Origin of the sequence: Streptomyces sp. RFCAC02 (assembly GCF_004193175.1) — a bacterium.
In the GTDB taxonomy this organism is placed as follows: Bacteria; Actinomycetota; Actinomycetes; order Streptomycetales; family Streptomycetaceae; genus Streptomyces.
The window spans coordinates 3,515,113-3,537,334 of record NZ_SAUH01000001.1; the positions used below are offsets into that span (position 1 = coordinate 3,515,113).

General features: G+C 72.4%; 23 protein-coding genes and 1 pseudogene. 18 read left to right on the forward strand and 6 right to left on the reverse strand.

Going from position 1 to position 22,222, the window contains the following annotated elements:
- The first annotated feature begins 226 nt into the window (after positions 1-226).
- The 3 genes from EMA09_RS16225 to EMA09_RS16235 all read left to right on the forward strand — a co-directional run bounded on the left by EMA09_RS16225 (position 227) and on the right by EMA09_RS16235 (position 2,719).
- Entirely contained in the window at positions 227-1,594 is a 1,368-nt protein-coding gene (locus EMA09_RS16225) for a dicarboxylate/amino acid:cation symporter (RefSeq protein WP_129841735.1), read from the forward strand.
- 367 nt (positions 1,595-1,961) lie between these two features.
- The gene (locus EMA09_RS16230; protein WP_129841736.1) at positions 1,962-2,489 is read left to right on the forward strand and encodes an ATP-binding protein; all 528 of its coding nucleotides are present in this window, start codon (positions 1,962-1,964) and stop codon (positions 2,487-2,489) included.
- Positions 2,489-2,719 (forward strand): hypothetical protein, encoded by a 231-nt coding sequence (locus EMA09_RS16235; protein ID WP_129841737.1) that lies wholly within the window; start codon positions 2,489-2,491, stop codon positions 2,717-2,719. The genes EMA09_RS16230 and EMA09_RS16235 overlap by 1 nt, the downstream gene beginning before the upstream one ends.
- A gap of 17 nt (positions 2,720-2,736) precedes the next feature.
- Here EMA09_RS16235 and mqnC read toward each other — a convergent pair whose 3' ends face one another.
- Together mqnC and EMA09_RS16245 are read right to left on the reverse strand one after the other, a co-directional pair.
- Entirely contained in the window at positions 2,737-3,927 is a 1,191-nt protein-coding gene (mqnC, locus tag EMA09_RS16240) for a cyclic dehypoxanthinyl futalosine synthase (RefSeq protein ID WP_129841738.1), read from the reverse strand.
- Between the two features lie 98 nt (positions 3,928-4,025).
- Positions 4,026-4,870: pseudogene (locus EMA09_RS16245) on the reverse strand (menaquinone biosynthesis protein).
- A gap of 244 nt (positions 4,871-5,114) precedes the next feature.
- On the opposite strand from EMA09_RS16245, the gene EMA09_RS16250 reads away from it, so the two are divergent.
- Positions 5,115-5,318 (forward strand): cold-shock protein, encoded by a 204-nt coding sequence (locus EMA09_RS16250; protein ID WP_129841739.1) that lies wholly within the window; start codon positions 5,115-5,117, stop codon positions 5,316-5,318.
- A 143-nt stretch (positions 5,319-5,461) separates the two neighbouring features.
- Here the strand turns inward: EMA09_RS16250 and EMA09_RS16255 are convergent, their stop codons facing one another.
- Positions 5,462-5,839 carry a DUF4180 domain-containing protein gene (locus EMA09_RS16255; RefSeq protein ID WP_168220739.1) on the reverse strand — a complete coding sequence of 126 codons (378 nt, stop codon included), beginning with the start codon at positions 5,837-5,839 and terminating at the stop codon, positions 5,462-5,464.
- Between the two features lie 61 nt (positions 5,840-5,900).
- On the opposite strand from EMA09_RS16255, the gene EMA09_RS28405 reads away from it, so the two are divergent.
- Positions 5,901-6,086, forward strand: coding sequence for a hypothetical protein (locus EMA09_RS28405; RefSeq protein WP_168220740.1), 186 nt, complete (start codon positions 5,901-5,903; stop codon positions 6,084-6,086).
- Positions 6,087-6,155: 69 nt separating this feature from the next.
- Here EMA09_RS28405 and EMA09_RS16260 read toward each other — a convergent pair whose 3' ends face one another.
- Entirely contained in the window at positions 6,156-6,545 is a 390-nt protein-coding gene (locus EMA09_RS16260) for a hypothetical protein (protein WP_129841741.1), read from the reverse strand.
- A gap of 94 nt (positions 6,546-6,639) precedes the next feature.
- Here EMA09_RS16260 and EMA09_RS16265 point away from each other — a divergent pair, with 94 nt between their 5' ends.
- Positions 6,640-7,350 (forward strand): demethylmenaquinone methyltransferase, encoded by a 711-nt coding sequence (locus EMA09_RS16265; protein WP_129841742.1) that lies wholly within the window; start codon positions 6,640-6,642, stop codon positions 7,348-7,350.
- 92 nt (positions 7,351-7,442) lie between these two features.
- Positions 7,443-8,738, forward strand: a complete 1,296-nt coding sequence (locus EMA09_RS16270) for a geranylgeranyl reductase family protein (protein ID WP_129841743.1) — start codon at positions 7,443-7,445, stop codon at positions 8,736-8,738.
- Between the two features lie 81 nt (positions 8,739-8,819).
- Here EMA09_RS16270 and EMA09_RS16275 read toward each other — a convergent pair whose 3' ends face one another.
- On the reverse strand, positions 8,820-9,671 hold the full coding sequence (locus EMA09_RS16275) for a C40 family peptidase (RefSeq protein ID WP_129841744.1): 852 nt from the start codon (positions 9,669-9,671) through the stop codon (positions 8,820-8,822).
- A 270-nt stretch (positions 9,672-9,941) separates the two neighbouring features.
- Positions 9,942-10,721, reverse strand: a complete 780-nt coding sequence (locus EMA09_RS16280; protein ID WP_129841745.1) for a TSUP family transporter — start codon at positions 10,719-10,721, stop codon at positions 9,942-9,944.
- 381 nt (positions 10,722-11,102) lie between these two features.
- Here EMA09_RS16280 and EMA09_RS16285 point away from each other — a divergent pair, with 381 nt between their 5' ends.
- The 11 genes from EMA09_RS16285 to nuoK all read left to right on the forward strand — a co-directional run bounded on the left by EMA09_RS16285 (position 11,103) and on the right by nuoK (position 22,222).
- Complete coding sequence (locus tag EMA09_RS16285; protein ID WP_129841746.1) at positions 11,103-11,462, forward strand: NADH-quinone oxidoreductase subunit A; 360 nt, start codon at positions 11,103-11,105, stop codon at positions 11,460-11,462.
- A 16-nt stretch (positions 11,463-11,478) separates the two neighbouring features.
- Complete coding sequence (locus EMA09_RS16290) at positions 11,479-12,033, forward strand: NADH-quinone oxidoreductase subunit B (protein WP_129841747.1); 555 nt, start codon at positions 11,479-11,481, stop codon at positions 12,031-12,033.
- 121 nt (positions 12,034-12,154) lie between these two features.
- The gene (locus EMA09_RS16295; RefSeq protein ID WP_240796673.1) at positions 12,155-12,835 is read left to right on the forward strand and encodes an NADH-quinone oxidoreductase subunit C; all 681 of its coding nucleotides are present in this window, start codon (positions 12,155-12,157) and stop codon (positions 12,833-12,835) included.
- On the forward strand, positions 12,835-14,169 hold the full coding sequence (locus tag EMA09_RS16300) for an NADH-quinone oxidoreductase subunit D (protein WP_168220741.1): 1,335 nt from the start codon (positions 12,835-12,837) through the stop codon (positions 14,167-14,169). Before EMA09_RS16295 ends, EMA09_RS16300 begins: the two co-directional genes overlap by 1 nt.
- Positions 14,166-15,038, forward strand: coding sequence for an NADH-quinone oxidoreductase subunit NuoE (nuoE, locus tag EMA09_RS16305; protein ID WP_129841749.1), 873 nt, complete (start codon positions 14,166-14,168; stop codon positions 15,036-15,038). Before EMA09_RS16300 ends, nuoE begins: the two co-directional genes overlap by 4 nt.
- Positions 15,035-16,408 (forward strand): NADH-quinone oxidoreductase subunit NuoF, encoded by a 1,374-nt coding sequence (nuoF, locus tag EMA09_RS28645; protein WP_206305953.1) that lies wholly within the window; start codon positions 15,035-15,037, stop codon positions 16,406-16,408. Before nuoE ends, nuoF begins: the two co-directional genes overlap by 4 nt.
- A complete protein-coding gene (locus tag EMA09_RS16310; protein WP_206305954.1) occupies positions 16,405-18,996 on the forward strand; it encodes an NADH-quinone oxidoreductase subunit G in 2,592 nt (863 codons plus the stop codon). Before nuoF ends, EMA09_RS16310 begins: the two co-directional genes overlap by 4 nt.
- Positions 18,996-20,378 (forward strand): NADH-quinone oxidoreductase subunit NuoH, encoded by a 1,383-nt coding sequence (nuoH, locus tag EMA09_RS16315; protein WP_129841751.1) that lies wholly within the window; start codon positions 18,996-18,998, stop codon positions 20,376-20,378. The genes EMA09_RS16310 and nuoH overlap by 1 nt, the downstream gene beginning before the upstream one ends.
- Positions 20,371-21,006, forward strand: coding sequence for an NADH-quinone oxidoreductase subunit NuoI (gene nuoI / locus EMA09_RS16320; RefSeq protein ID WP_129841752.1), 636 nt, complete (start codon positions 20,371-20,373; stop codon positions 21,004-21,006). The genes nuoH and nuoI overlap by 8 nt, the downstream gene beginning before the upstream one ends.
- Entirely contained in the window at positions 21,003-21,926 is a 924-nt protein-coding gene (locus tag EMA09_RS16325) for an NADH-quinone oxidoreductase subunit J (protein ID WP_129841753.1), read from the forward strand. The genes nuoI and EMA09_RS16325 overlap by 4 nt, the downstream gene beginning before the upstream one ends.
- Positions 21,923-22,222 (forward strand): NADH-quinone oxidoreductase subunit NuoK, encoded by a 300-nt coding sequence (gene nuoK / locus EMA09_RS16330; RefSeq protein ID WP_129841754.1) that lies wholly within the window; start codon positions 21,923-21,925, stop codon positions 22,220-22,222. Before EMA09_RS16325 ends, nuoK begins: the two co-directional genes overlap by 4 nt.

Below are 22,222 nucleotides of genomic sequence, written 5' to 3' on the forward strand. Positions count from 1 at the left end.
ACCGTACTTTTTATGAATTCCGCAGCCGCGCACACCTCTGTCCCGGGCGTTCTGCTCGTGGCGCGCCTGCACATCGATCTCTGCCGCTGTCTCACCGCGGCCTGTCGCTGACGACCGTCCACCCCTAGCGGCCGATCCCCCGCCCAGCGACCTTCTTCGCCCCCTTCGCACGCCCGTATCCGGCGTGCCCGGGAACTCCACTCCCAGACACCTTCCTGACCGGAGTATGCCTGTGTCCTCCCCGTCCTCCGCCCCGGACGCGACCGCCGCGCCGAGACATCGTCCCCGTATATCCCTGCCGCCGTTCTGGGTCCAGATCCTGGCCGGCCTCGTCCTCGGTGTCGTCCTGGGCTGGATCGCCCGCAGTACCGGGTCCGACTGGCTCGGCCGGACCCTGGAGGAGATCGGCGGCACGTTCGTCCAGCTCCTGCGTCTCGCGGTCGGCCCGCTCGTCTTCCTCGCGATCGCGGTGTCGATCACGAGCCTGCGCAACGTGTCGAACGCCGCGCGCCTCGCCGGCCGCACGCTCCTGTGGTTCCTCGTCACGTCGCTCATCGCCGTGGCCATCGGCCTCCTGATCGGCGTGCTCACCGACCCCGGGCACGGCACGGGCCTGACCCCGGCGGACGGCTCGATGCCGGAGAGCAAGGGCTCCTGGCTCGACTTCCTGACCGGCATCGTCCCGACCGACGTCGTCACCCCGTTCGCCAACCTCGAAGTGCTGCAGATCGTGTTCCTCGGCGCGGTCGTCGGTGTCGCGGCGTTGAAGCTCGGCGAGCGCGCCGAGTCCCTGATCTCCCTGGGCGAGACCCTGCTCGCGCTGCTGCAGAAGGCCCTGTGGTGGGTCATCCGCCTCGCGCCCCTCGGCACGGTCGGCCTGATCGGCCGCGCGATCAACGAGTACGGCTGGGACCTGATCGGCGACTACGCGACCTTCACGGTGGACGTGTACATCGGCTGCGCGCTGGTGCTGTTCGGCGTCTACCCGCTGCTGCTCCGCTTCGCCGCGGGCGTCGGTCCGCTGCAGTTCTTCCGCGCGGCGTGGCCTGCGATCCAGCTCGCGTTCGTCTCCCGCTCGTCCATCGGCACGCTCCCGGTGACGCAGAAGGTCACCGAGCGGCTCGGCGTCCCGCGCGAGTACAACTCGTTCGCCGTCCCGTTCGGCGCGACGACCAAGATGGACGGCTGCGCCGCGATCTACCCGGCCCTGTCGGCGATCTTCGTCGCGGAGATCTTCGGCATCTCCCTGAGCGCGCAGGACTACCTCCTGATCGTCTTCGTCTCCGTCGTGGGCTCGGCGGCCACCGCCGGCCTGACCGGCGCCACGATCATGACGACGCTGACGCTCTCGACGCTCGGCCTGCCGCTGGAGGGCGTGGGCCTGCTGCTGGCGATCGACCCGATCCTGGACATGATGCGGACCGCCACCAACGTGGCCGGCCAGGCGGCCGTCCCGGTGATCGTCGCGGCACGCGAGAAGATCCTCGACCGGGACGCGTACGACCGTGCCCGCAGCTTCGAGTTCGACACGGAGGACGAGGCGGCCGGTGAGCCTGCCGCCCCGAAGTCCCCGCGCGGGGAACTGGTGGCCTGACCCGCACCGCCCCGCACCGCCCCCGCCGCACACCGCGGCGGGGGGCGGTGTGCGTTCCGCCCACCGGGAGGTGGTGTGGGCGTGGTGCGTGCGCCCCCTGTGCGCCCCCGTGAGATGGCGGTGTCGCACAGAGCGAGAGCCTCCGGTGCGATGGTCCGCCGGCGTGGTGGCGCTATGGGGTGGTTCGCGCGTGTGTGCGGTGGTCTGCGGGTGCCGTTGCGAGGGGGCTCACGGCGGGATCGCCCCGCGCACCGCGGTGAACCCCCGTGTGTGCATGTGAACCCCCTTGCGACCGTCGCCAGCCGGGCCGTCCGCCCTCTTGACTTGGAGCATGAGGACTTGGCTTGGCTCATGGAGGGGGTCCACCATGCCGTCGCCATGGCCGGAGACGGAGGACGCGGCCGCGTCCCTGCTGCCGGTGGCGTTCTCCAGCGCCTACCGGTTCCGCTCGCTCACCCTGACCGCCGACTCGACCGACACCCCGCCGCTGGCCCGCCACGCGGCCCGCGACACCCTGCACGACTGGGAACTCCCGCGCCTCGCCGACGACGTCGAGCTGTGCGTGTCCGAACTCGTCGGGAACGCCGTACGGTACGCCGCGGGGGCCGGCGCCGGGCGGATCACCGTCACCTTCCGGTACTGGCCGCGCCGGCTGTTCCTCGAGGTGGCGGACGAGAACCCGACCCCCCCGACCCTGCCGTCCGGTGACCCGATCGACCCGCTCGACCCGCTGGACTCCGACCCGCTCCTGGAGGGGGGCCGCGGCCTGTTCATCGTCCAGAGCCTGGCCGACGCGACCTGGTGGGCGCCCCGGGCGTCCGGCGGCAAGAGCGTCTTCTGCCGGTTCGACCTCGCCCAGGGCGCCCCGGGCGCCGGGCGGGCGGGTGCCCCGTGATGGTGACACGCTCCGCCGACTGGGTCCTGGCCCCCGACCCGAACGGCGGCGCCCCGATCTGGGCGGCGGAGTGCACGACGTGCCTGGAGGAGTCGCCCGCCGACACGAGCCGGGACGTGCCCGACGTGTGGTGCGTGCGGCACTGCGGCAGCACCGGCCACACCGGCTACCGCGTGACGGTCATGTCGTTCGTCCGCGTCGGGAGGCCGCCCGCGCAGCGGGCGCTGTAGCGACCGGCGCGGGGGCGTCAGGTCAGCAGCGTCAGTTCCGGGTGGGCCGTGCCGCCCTCGATCGCGGTCGAGGAGAGGTGCGAGACCACCCGGTCGTCCGCCGGGTCCCGCGCCGGGTCGTCGTGCACGACGAGGTGCTCGTACGTCGTGGACCGCTGGGCCGGGACACGGCCGGCGGCGCGGATGAGGTGCAGCAGCTCCAGGCGGTTCGACCGGTGACGGGCGCCGGCGGACGAGACGACGTTCTCCTCCAGCATGACCGAGCCCAGGTCGTCCGCGCCGTAGTGCAGCGACAGTTGGCCGACCTCCTTGCCCGTCGTGAGCCAGGAGCCCTGGATGTGCGCCACGTTGTCGAGGAACAGGCGGGCCACCGCGATGATCCGCAGGTACTCGAAGAGGGTGGCCTGCGTCCTGCCGCGGAGGTGGTTGTTCTCCGGCTGGTAGGTGTAGGGGATGAACGCGCGGAACCCGCCCGTACGGTCCTGCACGTCACGGATCATCCGCAGGTGCTCGATGCGTTCCGCGTTGGTCTCGCCGGTGCCCATGAGCATCGTCGTCGTGGACTCGACCCCGAGGCGGTGCGCCGTCTCCATGATCTCGAGCCACCGCTCGCCCGACTCCTTGAGCGGCGCGATGGCCGTGCGCGGCCGGGCGGGGAGCAGTTCGGCGCCGGCGCCGGCGAACGAGTCGAGCCCGGCGGCGTGCAGCCGGCGGATCGCCTCCTCGGCGCTCACCCCCGAGATCCGCGCCATGTGCTCCACCTCGGAAGCGCCGAGCGAGTGGATCACGAGCTGCGGGAACGCCTCCTTGATGGCGCTGAAGTGCCGCTCGTAGTACTCCACACCGAAGTCGGGGTGGTGACCGCCCTGGAACATGATCTGGGTGCCGCCGAGTTCGACGGTCTCGGCGCACCGCCGCAGGATCTCGTCGAGGTCGCGCGTCCACACCTTCTCGCTCTTCGGCGGGGCGTAGAAGGCACAGAACTTGCACGCCGTGACGCACGCGTTGGTGTAGTTGATGTTGCGTTCGATGATGTACGTGGCGATGTGCTCGGTGCCGGCGTAGCGCTTGCGGCGCGCGGCGTCGGCGGCGCGGCCGAGGGCGTGCAGCGGGGCGGAGCGGTACAGCTCCAGGGCCTCCTCGGCGCTGATCCGGCCCCCGTCGGCGGCACGGTCGAGGACGGTCGTGAGCTCGGCGCTCTGGCCCATGGGCGGGGTCCTTCCCGGCGTGACGATGCGGCGACCGGTCCAGCGTACGCCGCGCGCCCGCGGGGGCGCGGAGGCGGCCCGTGCCGCCGGGCGGGCCGTCAGTCCCGGCCGAGGAGGTGTACGCGGCCCGCGCCGTCGGCGAAGCCCGTCCGGTGCGCGAACTCGTCGATGGCGGCGAGCTGCCGCTCCCCCAGGGAGAACTTCAGCGTCCTGAAGTAGCGCTCCAGCACCTCCGCGTCGAAGTCCTCCCAGTGCGCCGCCTGCTCGGCGACCTTGCCGACCTCCTCCATCGACAGGTCGCGCGAGGCGAGGAACGCCCGGTGGACCTCCCGCACGGTCTCCGGCTCGCGCGCCAGGTAGTCCCGCCGGACGCCCCAGATCGCGAAGACGAACGGCATCCCCGTCCACGCGTGCCACATCGAGCCCAGGTCGTGCACCTGGAGCCCGAGCCGCGGCGCGTCGTGCAGGGAGGCGCGCAGCGCGGCGTCGCCGATGAGGACGCCGGCCTCGGCCTCCCGCATCATCAGCCCGAGGTCCGGGGGCAGGTGTAGTAGTCGGGCGAGACGCCGTACCGCTCGGCGAGGAGGAGCTGCGCGAGGCGCACGGAGGTGCGGGACGTCGAGCCGAGGGCGACCCGCGCGCCGTCGAGGTCCCGCAGGGGCACCTTCGAGACGATGACGCAGGACATGACCGGGCCGTCGCAGCCCACCGCGATGTCGGGGAGGGCGACCAGCTCGTCCGCGTGCCGCAGGTACTCCATGAGCGTGACGGGACCGATGTCGAGCCGGTCGTCGACGAGCATCTCGCCGAGCCGCTCCGGGGTGTCCTTGGTGAGGGTGAGGTCGAGGAGCGCGCCGGTCCTCGCGAGCCCCCAGTAGAGGGGGAGGCAGTTGAGGAACTGGATGTGGCCGACACGGGGGCGAGCACTGGGGTGTGTAGTCACCTTCGGCAGGGTACGCCTCTGATCGTGCGAGCCGGTCGGCCGGGACATCCGGGGACCATCCACTCAGCGGGTGATCTATCCCCTTCCGACTGTGCACACCCCGTGCTAGGCTCGTATCGAGTTACAGTTTGGTTTCCCTTGCAGTACGAGCCTGCGGAGCATGTAGCCGCGGGCTTTCGTCGTTTTCAGGCTTCCTTGCGGGTTCTGGAGCAGGGCGACCCTTTTAGGCCCAGGGAGGGCTTATATGGCTACCGGAACCGTCAAGTGGTTCAACGCCGAGAAGGGCTTTGGCTTCATCGCCCAGGACGGCGGCGGCCCCGACGTCTTTGTCCACTACTCCGCCATCAACGCCTCCGGCTTCCGGTCCCTCGAGGAGAGCCAGACGGTGACGTTCGACGTCACCCAGGGTCCCAAGGGTCCGCAGGCGGAGAACGTCACCATCGTCTGAGGCCACCACCTCGGCGATGACCACGCCAGGAAGCCCCTCGCCGTCGGCGGGGGCTTTCGCGTGTTCCGGGATACGGCGGGACATCGGGACGCCCGCCGGAACACCGCCGGCGGCATTTCCCCTTGTGCCCCGGGGGCCGGCGGTCAGCCGTGGCGCAGGAGGCGTTCGGTGAGTTCGGCGCGATGGGGGACGAACCACACGTGGCGCCCCGCGTTCCCCCGGCGGACGGCCTCGGCGAACGCCGGATCCCGCGCCACATGCGCGTCGACGGCGCCCTCGTAGGCGAGGCGCAGCCGGTAGTCGATGAAGGTCTGCGTGACGATGTCGGCGAGGCCCGTGCGCAGGTCGAAGAACGCCGGGGGCAGGCGGCGCACCGGGACGATCACCAGCTCGGCGCCGAGCCCGAGCGCCGCGCCGACGACCTCGGCCGCGGCCTCCGCGTCGGTGAGCTGCCGTCCGCCGCCGGCGTCGAGGACGGGTATGCCGTGGATCTCCAGGAGCGTTTCCGCCGAATGGGTCATCCTCCGAGCATGCACCACGACGGACCCGCCGTCGCCGGTGGTGCCGGGGTCCAATGGCCCCATGGACGCATACGCCGACAGGGACAGCATCGACATGTGGACACGGCGGGTCCTCGACCTCGCCGACGGCATCGACGAGGACGAGGCCCGCGCGCTGGTCGAGGAGATCGTTCAGGCCATGTCGCTCAGCGAGGTCGACGCGTACGAGGAGGACGTGGCCGAGCGCGAGGAGGAACGCGACGAGTGACGGCCGCCAGGACGCGCCCGGGCGGCCGGACGACGGCGGGCCGACCGGCCGGCGCCGGGCCCGCCCCCGTCAGAGCGCCGGCGTGACGGGAAGGCCGCCGAGCAGCCCGCCGACGATCTCCCCCGGCAGCTCGCCGGCTCCGGCGCCCTCGGTCAGCGGCTGGGTGACGACCCCCGTCGAGACCGGCGGCAGGTCGGCGACCTGGGTGCCGACCGTGTTCGACAGGGGGTCGCTCGTCGCGCCGGACAGGGGGTCGAGCGGCAGGGCGAGCGCCGGCCGCAGGGCCGCCTCCGTCGAGCTGCCGAGGACGGCGCCGGTGGTGTCGAGGGCACCGGCCACGGACGTGAGCGCGCCGGCGGGCGGGCTGTCGGCGTACGCGCCGCCCGCCGCGCCGAGGACCGCGCCACCGGCCGTCGCCGTCAGCGACACCGCGCGCAGGACACGGGTGAGATGGGTCATGCCCGGCACGGTAGCCGCGCGGGGGCGGCCGGTTCATCCCGTCGCGGGGCAAGTCGCCCGAACGGAGGACGACCGCATCCGCGAGAATGGACGCGTGATTCGAGCGACGCTGGACAAGCAGCCCACCGAAGTCGCCGCGATGTTCGACGCCGTCGCGGCCCGCTACGACCGGACCAACGACGTTCTGGCCCTCGGTCAGAACCGCCGCTGGCGCCGCGCGGTCGCCGACGCCGTCGCGGCGCGCCCGGGGGAGCGGATCCTCGACCTGGCCGCGGGCACCGGCACCTCCACGATGCCGTTCGCGCTGGCCGGGGCGTTCACCGTGCCGTGCGACTTCAGCCGCGGCATGCTCGCCGAGGGCAAGCGGCGCGTGCCGTGGCTGCCGTTCACCGCCGGGGACGCGCAGCGCCTGCCGTTCCGTGACGGCGTGTTCGACGCGGTGAGCATCTCCTTCGGCCTGCGGAACCTGTCCGCCACCGAGGACGCCCTGCGCGAGATGCTGCGGGTGACGCGGCCCGGCGGGCGGCTCGTGGTCTGCGAGTTCAGCCACCCGACGTGGGCGCCGTTCCGCACCGTCTACAACGAGTACCTCATGCGCGCGCTGCCGCCCGTCGCGACCGCCGTCTCGAGCAACCCCGACGCGTACGTCTACCTCGCGGAGTCCATCCGCGCCTGGCCCGACCAGCGGGGGCTCGCCGCCGTCCTGCGGGACGCCGGCTGGTCGAGGATCGCCTGGCGGAACCTGTCCGGCGGCATCGTCGCCCTGCACCGGGCCGTACGGGACCGCGGCGACCGCCCCGCATAGACTCGCCGCACTTCCGCGCTCCTCCCTCTGCTCGCTCCCCCCGCCCTTCCTTCCCCCATTTCCCTTCCGCCGACCGATCGGAGAGCCCCGACGTGGCCGAGACCGCCGAGACGCCCCTGACCGAGTACTCCGCCGACGTGATCGTCGTCGGCGCCGGGCCGGCCGGCTCGGCGACCGCGTTCCACCTGGCCCAGGCGGGCCTGGACGTGCTGCTGCTGGAGAAGACCGCCTTCCCGCGCGAGAAGGTGTGCGGCGACGGCCTCACCCCACGGGCCGTCAAGCAGCTCGTGGCGATGGGCATCGACATCTCCGAGGAGGCCGGCTGGCTGCGCAACAAGGGGTTGCGCGTCATCGGCGGCGGCCGGCGGATGCAGCTCGACTGGCCCGAGCTGGCCTCCTACCCGGACTACGGACTCGTCCGCAAGCGCGACGACTTCGACCAGCAGCTCGCCGAGGCCGCGGAGAAGGCCGGCGCGCGCCTGATCCAGCGGTGCAACGTGTCGGGTCCCCTGCGGGACGACCGCACCGGCCGGATCACGGGCGTCACGGCGAAGCTCGGCGAGGACAAGCGGCCGGCGTCGTTCCGCGCGCAGGTCGTCGTCGCCGCCGACGGCAACTCCTCGCGCCTGTCCCTCGCGATGGGGCTGCACCGGGACGAGAAGCGGCCGATGGGCGTCGCGGTGCGGACGTACTTCACCTCGCCGCGCCACGACGACGACTACCTGGAGTCCTGGTTCGAGCTGTGGGACCGGCGCGGCGGGCAGGAGCGGCTGCTGCCGGGCTACGGCTGGATCTTCGGCATGGGCGACGGCACGTCCAACGTGGGGCTCGGGGTGCTCAACAGCTCGCCCGACTTCAAGGAGCTGGACTGGCGCGAGGTCCTGCGCACCTGGTGCGCCTCGCTGCCGGACGAGTGGGGCTTCACGCCGGACAACATGACGGGGCCCATCCGGGGCGCCGCGCTCCCGATGGCGTTCAACCGCAAGCCGCACTACGCGCGGGGGTTGCTGCTCGTGGGTGACGCGGGCGGGCTCGTGAACCCGTTCAACGGCGAGGGCATCGCGTACGCCATGGAGTCGGGCCGGATCGCGGCCGAGGTCGTCAGCCAGGCGCTGGCCCGCCAGACCCCGGCCCAGCGCGAGGTGGCGCTGCTCGGCTACCCGAAGGTCCTGAAGGAGACCTACGGCGGCTACTACACGCTCGGCCGCGCGTTCGTGAAGCTCATCAGCAACCCGAAGGTCATGAAGCTGGCCGCCGAGCGCGGGCTCAGCCACCCGGTGCTCATGCGGTTCTGCCTCAAGCTGCTGGCGAACCTGACCGATCCGGCGGGCGGGGACGCGATGGACCGCGTCATCAACGGTCTGACGAAGGTGACGCCGCGGGCCTGACGCCGGTGCCCCGCGCGCTGCGGGGAGCGACGACGAGGGGCCGGTCCCGGGGGTTGTCCCGGGGCCGGCCTCTCGCGCGTGTCAGAGCACCCGCACCGCGCCGGTGGGCGGGTCGTAGCTCATGTCGTGCTGCACGACGCCGGTGCTCGCGTTCTGCGCGCCGATGAACGAGCCGCCGCCGACGTAGATCGCGACGTGGTAGGCGCTGCCCGCGCCGCCCCAGTAGAGGATGTCGCCCGGCTGGAGGGCGTCGAGGGAGACCTGGGTGCCGGCCGTGGACTGGGCGCCGGAGACGCGGGGGAGCGAGACGCCCACCGACGCGTAGGCGGCCTGGACGAGGCCGGAGCAGTCCCAGGTGGACGGGCCGGTGCCGCCCATGGCGTAGCCGTCGCCGACGTGCGACTGGACGAACGCGACGACGGCGGAGGCGTCGCCGCTCGGGGCGGGCGCCGACAGGGTGGTGGCGTCCTGCGCGGCGGCCTCGCCGGCGGAGGAGCCGCTGTCCTCGCCGGCCGTGGACCCGGCGGCCTCTTCCTCGGCACGGGCGTCGGCGGCCTCCTGGGCGGCCTGCGCGGCCGCCCGGCGGGCCTCCTCCTCCTCCTCGGCACGCTCGGCGCGCAGCCGCGCCGCGGCGTCCTCGGCCTCCTCGACGGCGCGCTCCTGCGCGGCGGTCCGTGCCTCGCGCAGCGCGGTCTCGCCGGCCCACAGGCGCGTGGCCTCGGCGGCGACGGTGGTGCTGTCGGACAGGGCGCCCCGCAGGACGGGCAGTTCCGCGGTGGACTCGGCGGGCTGCTCGGCTGCGGAGGCGGGGGCCGTGGCGCCGGTGACAGCGACGGTGCCCACGACGCCGGTGAGGACGCCGCCGCGGAGCAGGCTGTTGGTGCGCGGCCGACGGGGTTTGCGGTGCCGGCCTCGATAACGAATCGGGGACATGGTCACCTTGGCTACCAGTACCGGGCGTTCGATCTCAATTCACGTGGCATGCGCCACAGTCGGCGTGTACGCGACGAGTTGATGGCCTTTTTGTCCGAAGTGTCGTTTCGGGCGGATGGTGATCTTCGCGGTGTTGTGACCGCGATGTCCTGCGCGTTGTCCGGATTGTCCGACCGGTGCGGCGGGCCTACCACGGCGCGGGCGCCCGGGACAATGTCCGGCTCCTGTCAACCACCGCGCCCGTGGCACACCTCACGCCCTTCCCGGCGGCTAGGCCCACCACTGGTCGTACGCGAGCCGGGCCACGAGCGCGGTCACGACGACCAGCAGGACGATCCGGACGAAACCGCTGCCGCGGCGCACGGCCGTCCTGGCGCCCGTCCAGCCGCCGGCCATGTTGAGCGCGGCCATGAAGGGGAACAGGCCCCACAGCACGGAGCCGTTGGCGGCGAAGACGAGCAGGCCCCCCACGTTTGTGCCGACGTTCACGACCTTGGCGGTGGCGGAGGCGGTCAGCATGCTCATGCGGGCGAGGCCCACGAGGGCGATCACGAGGAACGTGCCGGTGCCCGGACCGATCAGACCGTCGTAGAAACCGATGCCGATGCCCGTCACGAGTGTCGCGAGAACACTCCGGCGCCGTGACGGGGTGCCCGCGGGCGCGGTGCCGAACTGGGGGCGCAGCACGACGAATCCGGCCACCGCGAGCAGCACGACCATGATCAGCGGCTGGAGGACCTGTTTGTCCACCGCGGATGCAAACAGCGCGCCGCCGGCCGCCGAGACGAGCGCGAGGGACGCGAGGCGCAGGGCGAGGCGGAGGTCGAGGGGCGCTTTGCGGGCGTAGGTGAGCGCGGCGACCGTCGTGCCGCACACGGAGACGACCTTGTTGGTGCCGAGGGCGTAGGTGGGCGGCAGGTGCGCGGGCAGGCCGATGAGCAGGGCCGGGAGCTGGATGAGGCCGCCGCCCCCGACGACGGCGTCCACCCAGCCGGCGAGGAAGGCGACGGCGCACAGGATGACGGCCGTCGTGAGCGTTATGTCTGACACGTGCCGACAGCCTACGGGGCGCCGGCCGCGGCCCGCCCGCCGTCACCGCGCGGCCTCTATCACGTCGGCGTCCCTGATGCGAATTTGCTCGCCGGGCAGGGCAGATGATAGGAGGATCGGTCCGTCAGTGGCCTGAATGCGCCCTTGATTCACCACTTCGTAGCCGATCCGGCACCTTGTGTGCCGTGTCGGGACCTGCGCGGGCTTGTGCGTCTTGGTCGGGTGAAAGAGATCACAGAAGTTCATGGGTGACCCCGTGTCGAAGATCACAGGGGTGCGGGCTTAAGATGCCTGCAGCCTTGTGAACTGACTCACATAGCGATGATCTTCAACGGTGATCGTCGCGCAACAGTCGCCGACGACTGGAAGGAGCGGGGTGCGGTGAACGCGTACGTTCCCATCCTCGTACTGGGGGCCCTGGCAGCCGCCTTCGCCGTCTTCTCCGTGGTGGCCGCCGCGGTCATCGGCCCCAAGCGGTACAACAGGGCGAAACTCGCGGCGTACGAGTGCGGTGTCGAACCGACCCCCCAGCCCGAGGGCGGCGGGCGGTTCCCCGTCAAGTACTACCTGACGGCGATGCTCTTCATCATCTTCGACATCGAGATCGTCTTCCTCTATCCCTGGGCCGTGCACTTCGACTCGCTGGGGATGTTCGGGCTTGTGGAAATGCTGGTGTTCGTCGGTCTGATCGGTGCCGCCTACGCGTACGACTGGCGCCGTGGCGGCCTCGAATGGGACTGAGCGAAGGGCGCTGCTGATGGGTCTCGAAGACAAAATCCCCGGTGGTTTCATCCTCGACACGGTCGAGAACCTGGCGGGCCTCGCCCGCAAGTCGTCGGTCTTCCCCGCCACGTTCGGCCTGGCCTGCTGCGCCATCGAGATGATGACGACCGGCGCGGGCCGCTACGACCTGGCGCGCTTCGGCATGGAGGTCTTCCGCGGCTCGCCCCGGCAGGCCGACCTCATGATCGTGGCCGGCCGCGTCAGCCAGAAGATGGCGCCGGTGCTGCGGCAGGTCTACGACCAGATGCCGAACCCCAAGTGGGTCATCTCCATGGGGGTGTGCGCCTCGTCGGGCGGCATGTTCAACAACTACGCCATCGTCCAGGGCGTCGACCACGTCGTCCCCGTGGACATCTACCTCCCCGGCTGCCCCCCGCGTCCCGAGATGCTCATGGACGCGATCCTCAAGCTCCACGCCAAGATCCGCGAGGAGAAGCTCGGCATCAATCGCGAGCGGGCCGCCCGCGAGGCGGAGGAGGCGGCCCTCAAGGCCCTGCCGACCATCGAGATGAAGGGACTCCTGCGGTGACCGGCGCACCGAGCGCCATGGTGACCGGGGACGGGACGAGCCGATGAGCGTGAGCGACAAGACACCAGACCCGGCCGGCTCCGGCGGCCGCCCGCGGGCCGCGGGCGCCACCGACGCCGCGCTGGAGCGGGCCGGCGGCAGCGGCGAGGCCATCGCCCGGCGGCGCGGCATGTTCGGCGCCGACAACGGTGTGGACACCACCGGATACGGCGGGCTGGTCCGCACCGTACGGATGCCGGGCGCATCGGCCCGCCCGTACGGCGGCTACTTCGACGAGGTCGCCGACGAACTGGAGGGCGCCCTGGAGGAACAGGGCCTCGACCCCGCCGCCGTCGTCGAGAAGACGGTCGTGGACCGGGGCGAGCTGACGTTCCACATCGCGCGCGAGCACCTCCCCGTGGTCGCCCGCACCCTGCGGGACGACCCCGCCCTCCGCTTCGAGCTGTGCACCGGCGTCAGCGGTGTGCACAACCCGCACGACACGGGCCGCGAACTCCACGCCGTCTACCACCTGCGCTCGCTCACGCACGGGCGGATCATCCGGATCGAGGTCAGCGTCCCCGACGCCGACCCGCACATCCCCTCGGTCGTCGCGGTCTACCCGACCAACGACTGGCACGAGCGCGAGGCGTACGACTTCTTCGGCATCGTCTTCGACGGCCACCCCGCCCTCACGCGGATCATGATGCCCGACGACTGGCAGGGCTTCCCGCAGCGCAAGGACTACCCGCTCGGCGGCATCCCCGTCGAGTACAAGGGCGCCCAGATCCCGGCTCCCGACCAGCGGAGGTCGTACAGCTGATGACCACTCACGCCACCCGCCCGGCGGGCGCCCGCGAGACGACCGAGGGCACCGTCTACACCGTCACCGGCGGCGACTGGGACGAGGTCACCCGCGCCGCCGAGCAGGCCGACGACGAACGCATCGTCGTCAACATGGGTCCCCAGCACCCGTCGACCCACGGCGTGCTGCGGCTCATCCTGGAGATCGACGGCGAGACGGTCACCGAGGCCCGCGCCGGCATCGGCTACCTCCACACCGGCATCGAGAAGAACCTCGAGTACCGCACCTGGACGCAGGGCACGACGTTCGTGACCCGCATGGACTACCTCACGCCGTTCTTCAACGAGACGGTGTACTGCCTCGGCGTCGAGAAGCTCCTCGGCATCACCGACGAGGTCCCCGAGCGCGCCGGCGTCATCCGCGTCCTGCTGATGGAGCTGAACCGCCTGTCCTCCCACTTCGTCGCCATTGCCACCGGCGGCATGGAACTGGGCGCGACCACCGTCATGATCTACGGCTTCCGCGACCGGGAGCTGTGCCTCGACATCTTCGAGCTGATCACCGGCCTGCGCATGAACCACGCGTTCGTCCGGCCCGGCGGCCTCGCGCAGGACCTGCCGCCCGGCGCGATCGACGCGCTGCGCGAGTTCGTCAGGACGATGCGCAAGAACCTCCCCGAGTACGACCAGCTCTGCACGGGGAACCCGGTGTTCCGCGCCCGCCTCCAGGACGTGGGCCACCTCGACCTCGCCGGCTGCCTCGCCCTCGGCGCCACCGGCCCGATCCTGCGGTCCGCCGGACTCCCGCACGACCTGCGGAAGTCCGACCCGTACTGCGGCTACGAGACGTACGACTTCGAGGTCCCCACCACCGACACCTGCGACTCGTTCGGCCGCTTCGTCCTGCGGCTGGAGGAGATGCGGCAGTCGCTGCGGATCATCGAGCAGTGCATCGAGCGCCTCGCCGCCCCCGGCCCCGTGATGGTCGCCGACAAGAAGATCGCGTGGCCCGCGCAGCTCGCGCTCGGCCCCGACGGCCTCGGCAACTCGCTGGACCACATCAAGAAGATCATGGGCACCTCGATGGAGGCCCTGATCCACCACTTCAAGCTCGTCACCGAGGGGTTCCGCGTCCCGCCGGGCCAGGTCTACACGGCGGTGGAGTCCCCCAAGGGCGAACTGGGCGCGCACATCGTCAGCGACGGCGGGACCCGCCCGTTCCGGGTCCACTTCCGCGACCCGTCCTTCACCAATCTCCAGTCCATGGCCGCGATGTGCGAGGGCGGCATGGTCGCCGACGTGATCGTCGCCGTGGCGTCCATCGACCCCGTGATGGGAGGCGTCGACCGATGACCGAGGTCAGCCTGGGCCTGCCGCAGCCGCCGGCCCCGCCCTACCCGGAGGACGTCCGCTCCCGTCTGGAGGCGGATGCCGCCGAGGTGATCGGCCGTTACCCCGACAGCCGTTCGGCGCTGCTGCCGCTGCTGCACCTCGTGCAGTCGGAGGAGGGGTACGTCACGCGCACCGGCATGCAGTTCTGCGCGGACGTCCTCGGCCTCACCACCGCCGAGGTCACGGCGGTCGCGACCTTCTACTCCATGTACCGGCGCAAGCCGTCCGGCGAGCACCAGGTCGGGGTCTGCACCAACACCCTGTGCGCCGTGCTCGGGGGCGACGCGATCTTCGCCGACCTCCAGCGCCACCTCGGCATCGGCAACGGCGAGACCACCGAGGACGGCCGGGTCACCCTCGAACACATCGAGTGCAACGCGGCCTGCGACTTCGCGCCCGTCGTGATGGTCGACTGGGAGTTCTTCGACAACCAGACCGTCGAGTCGGCCCGGGAGCTGGTGGACCGGCTGCGGGCCGGCGAGGAGGTCGTCCCCACGCGCGGCGCCCCCCTGTGCGGCTTCCGCGCGACGGCCCGCGTGCTCGCCGGCTTCCCCGACCCGCGGCCCGGCGCCGTCGCCGCAGGCGGCAGCGCGGGACCCGCCTCGCTGGCCGGGCTGCGGCTCGCCAAGGGCGACGAGCCCGCGGCCCGTACCGCCGCCGGCGCCCGGCGCCCGGCAGGCCCGGACGCCGACTCGGCCCCCGGCGGACGGCCGCCCGCGACGCACCCCAGCTCCCACGACGCACCGCAGCCGAGCGCGGCCTCGGACCCCGGCCACCCGGCCGGACCGGTGGCCGGCCGCCGCCGCACGGACGAGGAGGACGAGCGATGACCCCGACCCCCGCGGCGGCCGCGCAGGCCGGCGACCCGGCGAGGATCCTGACCCCCGTCCTGTCGTCCTTCTGGGACAAGGACAAGTCCTGGTCCATCGAGGTCTACCGCGACCACGGCGGCTACCGCGCCCTCGGCAAGGCCCTCGCCATGGCCCCCGACGACGTGATCGCCCACGTGAAGGACGCCGGCCTCCGCGGCCGGGGCGGCGCCGGCTTCCCCACCGGGATGAAATGGCAGTTCATCCCGCAGGGCGACGGCAAGCCCCACTACCTCGTCGTCAACGCCGACGAGTCCGAGCCCGGCACCTGCAAGGACATCCCCCTCCTCTACGCCAACCCGCACTCCCTCATCGAGGGCATCGTCATCGCCTGCCACGCGATCCGCTCCCACCACGCCTTCATCTACCTCCGCGGCGAGGTCGTCCCCGTGCTGCGGCGGCTGCAGAACGCCGTCGCCGAGGCGTACGCCGCCGGCTTCGTCGGCAAGGGGGCGCTGGGCGAGGGCGGCGACCTCGACATCACCGTCCACGCCGGCGCGGGCGCGTACATCTGCGGCGAGGAGACCGCGCTCCTCGACTCCCTGGAGGGCCGCCGCGGCCAGCCCAGGCTGCGCCCGCCCTTCCCGGCCGTCGCCGGCCTCTACGCCTGCCCCACCGTCGTGAACAACGTCGAGTCCATCGCGTCGGTTCCCGCGATCATCGACCGGGGCAAGGAGTGGTTCCGCACGATGGGCAGCGAGAAGTCGCCCGGCTTCACGCTCTACTCCCTGTCCGGCCACGTCGCCCGCCCCGGCCAGTACGAGGCGCCCCTCGGCGTGACGCTGCGCCAGCTCCTCGACCTCGGCGGCGGCATCCGGCCGGGCCACCGCCTCAAGTTCTGGACGCCGGGCGGCTCGTCCACCCCCATGTTCACCGAGGAGCACCTGGACGTGCCCCTCGACTACGAGGGGGTCGGCGCGGCCGGCTCCATGCTCGGCACCAAGGCCCTCCAGGTGTTCGACGAGACGACCTGCGTGGTCCGGGCCGTGACGCGCTGGACCGAGTTCTACGCGCACGAGTCCTGCGGCAAGTGCACCCCCTGCCGCGAGGGCACCTACTGGCTCGTCCAACTGCTGCGCGACATCGAGGCCGGCAAGGGCCTGCTCAGCGACATCGACAAGATCGCCGACATCGCCGACAACATCAACGGCAAGTCATTCTGCGCCCTCGGCGACGGCGCCGCGAGCCCCATCTTCTCCTCGCTGAAGTACTTCCGCGAGGAGTACGAGCGGCACATCACCGGCCGCGGCTGCCCCTTCGACCCCGCCAAGTCCACCGCCTGGGCGGACGACGGCACGACGGCATCGGCTCACCTGGAGGTGAACGCGTGACGGTCACCACCGACGGAACGGCGGCGGCCACGGCCGAGGACCTGGTGACGCTCACCATCGACGGCATCGAGGTCTCCGTGCCCAAGGGCACGCTGGTCATCCGCGCCGCCGAGGAACTCGGCATCGAGATCCCCCGCTTCTGCGACCACCCGCTGCTCGACCCGGCCGGCGCCTGCCGCCAGTGCATCGTGGAGGTCGAGGGCCAGCGCAAGCCGATGGCCTCGTGCACCATCACCTGCACCGAGGGCATGGTCGTCCGCACGCAGCTCACGTCGGCCGTCGCCGGCAAGGCGCAGCGCGGCGTGATGGAGCTGCTGCTGATCAACCACCCGCTGGACTGCCCGGTGTGCGACAAGGGCGGCGAGTGCCCCCTGCAGAACCAGGCCATGTCCACGGGCGACGCCGACTCCCGGTTCGACGGCGTGAAGCGGACGTTCGAGAAGCCCGTGCCGATCTCGGCGCAGATCCTCCTCGACCGGGAGCGCTGCGTGCTGTGCGCCCGCTGCACCCGCTTCTCGAAGCAGATCGCCGGCGACCCGATGATCGAACTCGTCGAGCGCGGCGCCCTCCAGCAGGTCGGGACGGGCCGGGGCGACCCGTTCGAGTCCTACTTCTCCGGCAACACCATCCAGATCTGTCCCGTGGGGGCGCTCACCTCGGCCGCGTACCGGTTCCGCGCCCGCCCCTTCGACCTCGTCTCCTCGCCGTCCGTGTGCGAGCACTGCGCCGGCGGCTGCGCGACCAGGACGGACCACCGGCGGGGCAAGGTCATGCGCCGCATGGCCGCCGCCGACCCCGAGGTCAACGAGGAGTGGATCTGCGACAAGGGCCGCTTCGCGTTCCGCTACGCCCAGACCGCCGACCGGCTCACGACGCCCCTGGTCCGCGACGCGGACACCGGCCGGCTGCGCGAGGCGAGCTGGCCCGAGGCGCTGCGGGTGGCCGCCGAGGGGCTGGCCGGGGCGCGGGAGCGCGGCGCCGCCGTCCTCACCGGCGGCCGGGTCACCGTCGAGGACGCCTACGCCTACGCCAAGTTCGCACGGGTCGCGCTCGGCACCAACGACATCGACTTCCGGGCCAGGCCGCACAGCGCGGAGGAGGCGGCGTTCCTCGCCGCCCAGGTCGCGGGGCGCGGCGTCGACCTGGACGGCACCGGGGTCACCCACACCGACCTGGAGCGGGCGCCCGCCGTCCTGCTGGCCGGCTTCGAGTCGGAGGAGGAGGCCCCCGGCGTCTTCCTGCGGCTGCGCAAGGGCCACCGCAAGCACGGCACGCGGGTCTTCTCCGTCGCCACCCACATCACGCCCGGCCTCGCCAAGGCTGGCGGCACCCTGCTGCCGGCCGCGCCCGGCACCGAGCCGGACTGGCTGGAGGCGCTGGCCGCCGGCTCCGACAGCCTGGACGGGCACGGCCGCGCCGCCGCCGACGCGCTGCGCGCCGAGGGCGCGGTGATCGTGGTGGGCGAACGGCTCGCCCAGGTCACCGGCGGCTGCACCACCGCCGTGGCCCTGGCCGCGGCGACCGGCGCGCGGCTCGTGTGGATCCCCCGGCGCGCGGGGGAGCGCGGCGCCGTCGAGGCCGGTGCCCTGCCGGGGCTGCTGCCCGGCGGACGGCCCGCGACCTCGCCGCGCGCCCGGCAGGAGATCGCCGGGGTGTGGGGCCTGCCCGCCCTGCCGGACGGCACCGGGCGCGACACCGCGGCCATCGTCGAGGCGGCGGCGGGCGGCGCGATCGGCGCCCTGGTCGTCGGCGGTGTCGAGGTCACGGACCTGCCGGACCCGGCGCTCGCGCGGGCCGCCCTGGACGCGGTGGCCGCCGGCGGGTTCCTCGTCAGCCTGGAGCAGCGGCCGTCCGAGGTGACGGAGCGCGCCCATGTCGTCCTGCCGGTGGCCGCCGTGGTGGAGAAGGACGGGACGTTCCTCAACTGGGAGGGCCGCGCCCGGTCGTTCGCCGCGGCCATCAAGCCGGACCAGATGACGCGCCGCTTCGTGCAGACGGACGGCCGTGCGCTGCACATGCTGGCGGACGAACTGGCCGCCACCGAGGGCTCGGCGAGCGCGCCGCTCGGCCTGCCGGACGTGACGGCGGCCCGCGCCGAGCTGGACGGCCTGCCCCCGTGGACCGGCGACCTGCCGCTCGGCCCGACCGCCACCCCGGCCGACCTGCCGCGCCCGGCGGCGGGCGAGGCCGTGCTGGCCGGGCACCGGCTGCTGCTCGACCAGGGGCGGCTCCAGTACGGCGACACCGCGCTCGCCGCGACCCGGCACGCGGCCGTCGCGCGGCTCGCGCCAGCGACGGCCCGCGAGGCGGGGGTCGCCGACGGCGATCCGCTGGCCGTCACCGGACCCGCCGGCACGGTGACGCTGCCGCTGCGCGTCACCCCCGAGATGCCGGAGCGCGTCGTGTGGCTGCCGCTCGACTCGACCGGCTCCGGCCTCCTCGCGGATCTCGGCACCGTCCCCGGCCGCCCGGTGAGCCTGGCCCCGGCCCCCGTGGAGAAGGACACGGACGACGGCACGGACCCCGGCGCCGACCAGGACCGTGACGCGGCGGCCGGGGCGCCGGCCGCCCAGGAGGTGTCCGCGTGATGCTCGCACTCGAACCCGACCTGTCCATGTTCGGGCAGGACCCGTTCTGGCTGATCGTCGTCAAGGCGGTGGGCTGCTTCGCGATCCTGATGCTGCTGGTGCTGGTCAGCATCGTCATGGAGCGCAAGGTCCTCGGCTGGATGCAGCTGCGCATCGGCCCCAACCGCCACGGCCCCTGGGGCATGCTCCAGTCGCTCGCCGACGGCGTGAAGCTGATGCTGAAGGAGGACATCACCGTCAAGGGCGCCGACAAGGTGGTGTACATCCTCGCGCCGCTGCTGGCCGCCATCCCGGCGTTCATGGCGATCGCGGTGATCCCCTTCGGCCCCGCGGACGACCCGGTGAGCATCTTCGGCACGGAGACCGTCCTCCAGCTCACCGACCTCCCCGTCGCCCTGCTGTACGTCCTGGCCACCTCCGCGATCGCCGTGTACGGCACGGTGCTCGCCGGCTGGTCGTCGGGCTCGACGTACCCGCTGCTCGGCGGCGTCCGCGCCACGGCCCAGATCATCAGCTACGAGGTGGCGATGGGGCTGAGCTTCGCCGCCGTCTTCCTCTACTCCGGGTCGATGTCCACCTCGGCCATCGTGGACGCGCAGGAGGACCGCTGGTTCGTGATCCTGCTGCCCGTCTCGTTCCTCATGTACATGGTGGCGATGGTCGGCGAGGCGCACCGCCCGCCGTTCGACATGCCGGAGTCCGAGGGCGACCTGGTCGGCGGGTACCTGACGGAGTACTCGTCGATCAAGTTCGCGTTCTTCATGATGTCGGAGTACGTGCACACGGTCACCGTGTCCATGCTCATGACGACGTTCTTCCTCGGCGGCTGGCGCGCGCCCGTGCCGCTCAGCTTCTGGGAGGGCGCCAACTCCGGCTGGTGGCCGCTGCTGTGGTTCCTCGTGAAGACGGCGGCCGTCATCTTCTTCTTCATGTGGGTGCGCGCCTCGCTGCCGCGCGTCCGCTACGACCAGTTCATGGTCCTGGGCTGGAAGGTCCTCATCCCCATCGCGCTGGTGTGGCTGATGCTCGTCGCCACCGTCCGCGCCATGCAGAACGAGGACTACGCGTTCCGCGACATCCTCCTGTGGGTCGGCGGCGGCGTCCTCGTCCTGCTGCTGCTGTCGTTCGTCGTGGACGTCTTCCGCGACCGCGCGGACCAGGAGGACGAGGAGCGGCGGGGCGCGGACGCCGCCGCCGCGCCGTTCGACCCGATGGCGGGCGGGTTCCCCGTGCCGCCGCTGCCAGGACAGACCCTGCCCCCGGTCCCGCGCCGCCCCTCGCGCGCGCCGGCGACCGTGGGCGGTGCCCCCTCGCCCGCGGAGTCGCAGGCTCCGTCGTCCCCCAGCACCGGCAACCCAGAGAAGGAGGCCGGCGATGCCTGAGTTCCGCAATCCGGTGGGCGGCTTCGGCGTGACCTTCAAGGCCATGTTCAAGAAGCGCCTCACGGAGCAGTACCCGGAGGTCAAGAAGCCGACGGCCCCGCGGTTCCACGGCCGTCACCAGCTCAACCGCCACCCGGACGGCCTGGAGAAGTGCATCGGCTGCGAGCTGTGCGCCTGGGCCTGTCCCGCCGACGCGATCTACGTCGAGGGCGCCGACAACACCGAGGAGGAGCGCTACTCCCCGGGCGAGCGCTACGGCCGCGTCTACCAGATCAACTACCTGCGCTGCATCCTGTGCGGCCTGTGCGTGGAGGCGTGCCCGACGCGCGCCCTCACCATGACGAACGAGTACGAGCTGGCCGACCGCACCCGCGCGTCCCTCATCTACACGAAGGACGAGCTGCTCGCCGGCCTGCGCGACGGCATGGTCGAGGCGCCGCACGCCATGTACCCGGGCACCGACGAGCAGTCGTACTACCGGGGCGAGGTCACGGGCGCCGCGCCCGGCACGCAGCGGCAGCGGGCCGTCTCCAAGGGCGAGGCGCCCGCGGACGAGGCCGACGAGGACCCGGTGACGGCGGCGAGCAGGCTGACCGACCCGGCGCAGGGACCGGGGGTCCGCGCATGACCGGCCTCACGGCACTGGCCGCCGAGACGTCCACCTCCACGGGCGAGGCCGTCCAGTTCTGGATCCTCGGGCCGCTGGCCGTGCTCGGCGGCCTCGGCACCCTGCTGCTGCGCCGCGCCGTGCACTCGGCGCTGTGCCTCGCGGGCACGATGGTGATCCTCGCGCTCTTCTACCTCGCGAACGGCGCCTACTTCCTCGGCGTCGTCCAGATCGTCGTCTACACCGGCGCGGTCATGATGCTGTTCCTGTTCGTCCTGATGCTGGTGGGTGTCAGCGCGACGGACTCCCTGCGGGAGACCCTGACGGGCCAGCGGTGGCTCGCCGCCGGCTGCGGGCTCGGCCTCGGGCTGCTGCTGATCGCCGGCATCGGGCAGGCGGCGTCGGGCTCGTTCACCGGCCTGGCCGAGGCCAACGCTGGCGGGAACGTGCAGGGCCTCGCCTCGCTCCTGTTCACGCGGTACGCCGTCGCGTTCGAGGTGACGGGCCTGCTGCTGACCGTGGCCGCCGTCGGCGCGACGCTCCTGACGCACCGCGAGCGCGTCGAGCGCAACAAGACGCAGCGCGAGCAGGCCGAGGAGCGCGTGCGCCGCGGCACCCAGGTGCCGCCGCTGCCCGCGCCCGGTGTCTACGCCCGGCACAACGCCGTGGACATCCCCGGTCTGCTGCCGGACGGCACGCCGTCCGAACTCACCGTCAACGCCACCCTCCGCGGCCGCGGCCAGATCCGCGAGGTGCACGGCGAGGCGCTCGCCGACCTCGCCGCCCTGGAGCGCCGCACCGCCCGCTACCAGGGCCGTCCGGCCCCGACCGCCCCCGGCCGGAGTGCCGGCACGGGCACGGGTCCCGCGCTGGACGGTGCGGACGGCACCCCGGGCGCGCGCGGTGCGGAGAGCACGGACGCCGAGGAGGCCCGCAAGTGAACCCGGAGAACTACCTCTACCTGTCCGCGCTCCTGTTCACGCTGGGCGCGTGCGGAGTGCTGCTGCGGCGCAACGCCATCGTCGTCTTCATGTGCATCGAGATGATGCTCAACGCCGCCAACCTCGCGCTGGTCACCTTCTCCCGCATGCACGGCAATCTCGACGGCCAGATCATGGCGTTCTTCGTGATGGTCGTCGCCGCGGCGGAAGTCGTCGTGGGGCTGGCGATCATCGTCATGGTCTACCGCTCCCGGCATTCGGCCTCGGTCGACGACGCCAGCCTGATGAAGCTGTAG

Excerpts from the sequence above, each read along its gene's own strand:
- EMA09_RS16225 (WP_129841735.1), top strand. The coding sequence starts at position 227 with ATGCCTGTGTCCTCCCCGTCCTCCGCCCCGGACGCGACCGCCGCGCCG.
- EMA09_RS16230 (WP_129841736.1), top strand. The coding sequence starts at position 1,962 with ATGCCGTCGCCATGGCCGGAGACGGAGGACGCGGCCGCGTCCCTGCTG.
- EMA09_RS16235 (WP_129841737.1), top strand. The coding sequence starts at position 2,489 with ATGGTGACACGCTCCGCCGACTGGGTCCTGGCCCCCGACCCGAACGGC.
- mqnC (WP_129841738.1), bottom strand. The coding sequence starts at position 3,927 with ATGGGCCAGAGCGCCGAGCTCACGACCGTCCTCGACCGTGCCGCCGAC.
- EMA09_RS16250 (WP_129841739.1), top strand. The coding sequence starts at position 5,115 with ATGGCTACCGGAACCGTCAAGTGGTTCAACGCCGAGAAGGGCTTTGGC.
- EMA09_RS16255 (WP_168220739.1), bottom strand. The coding sequence starts at position 5,839 with ATGACCCATTCGGCGGAAACGCTCCTGGAGATCCACGGCATACCCGTC.
- EMA09_RS28405 (WP_168220740.1), top strand. The coding sequence starts at position 5,901 with ATGGACGCATACGCCGACAGGGACAGCATCGACATGTGGACACGGCGG.
- EMA09_RS16260 (WP_129841741.1), bottom strand. The coding sequence starts at position 6,545 with ATGACCCATCTCACCCGTGTCCTGCGCGCGGTGTCGCTGACGGCGACG.
- EMA09_RS16275 (WP_129841744.1), bottom strand. The coding sequence starts at position 9,671 with ATGTCCCCGATTCGTTATCGAGGCCGGCACCGCAAACCCCGTCGGCCG.
- EMA09_RS16290 (WP_129841747.1), top strand. The coding sequence starts at position 11,479 with ATGGGTCTCGAAGACAAAATCCCCGGTGGTTTCATCCTCGACACGGTC.
- EMA09_RS16300 (WP_168220741.1), top strand. The coding sequence starts at position 12,835 with ATGACCACTCACGCCACCCGCCCGGCGGGCGCCCGCGAGACGACCGAG.
- nuoE (WP_129841749.1), top strand. The coding sequence starts at position 14,166 with ATGACCGAGGTCAGCCTGGGCCTGCCGCAGCCGCCGGCCCCGCCCTAC.
- nuoF (WP_206305953.1), top strand. The coding sequence starts at position 15,035 with ATGACCCCGACCCCCGCGGCGGCCGCGCAGGCCGGCGACCCGGCGAGG.
- nuoH (WP_129841751.1), top strand. The coding sequence starts at position 18,996 with ATGCTCGCACTCGAACCCGACCTGTCCATGTTCGGGCAGGACCCGTTC.
- nuoI (WP_129841752.1), top strand. The coding sequence starts at position 20,371 with ATGCCTGAGTTCCGCAATCCGGTGGGCGGCTTCGGCGTGACCTTCAAG.
- EMA09_RS16325 (WP_129841753.1), top strand. The coding sequence starts at position 21,003 with ATGACCGGCCTCACGGCACTGGCCGCCGAGACGTCCACCTCCACGGGC.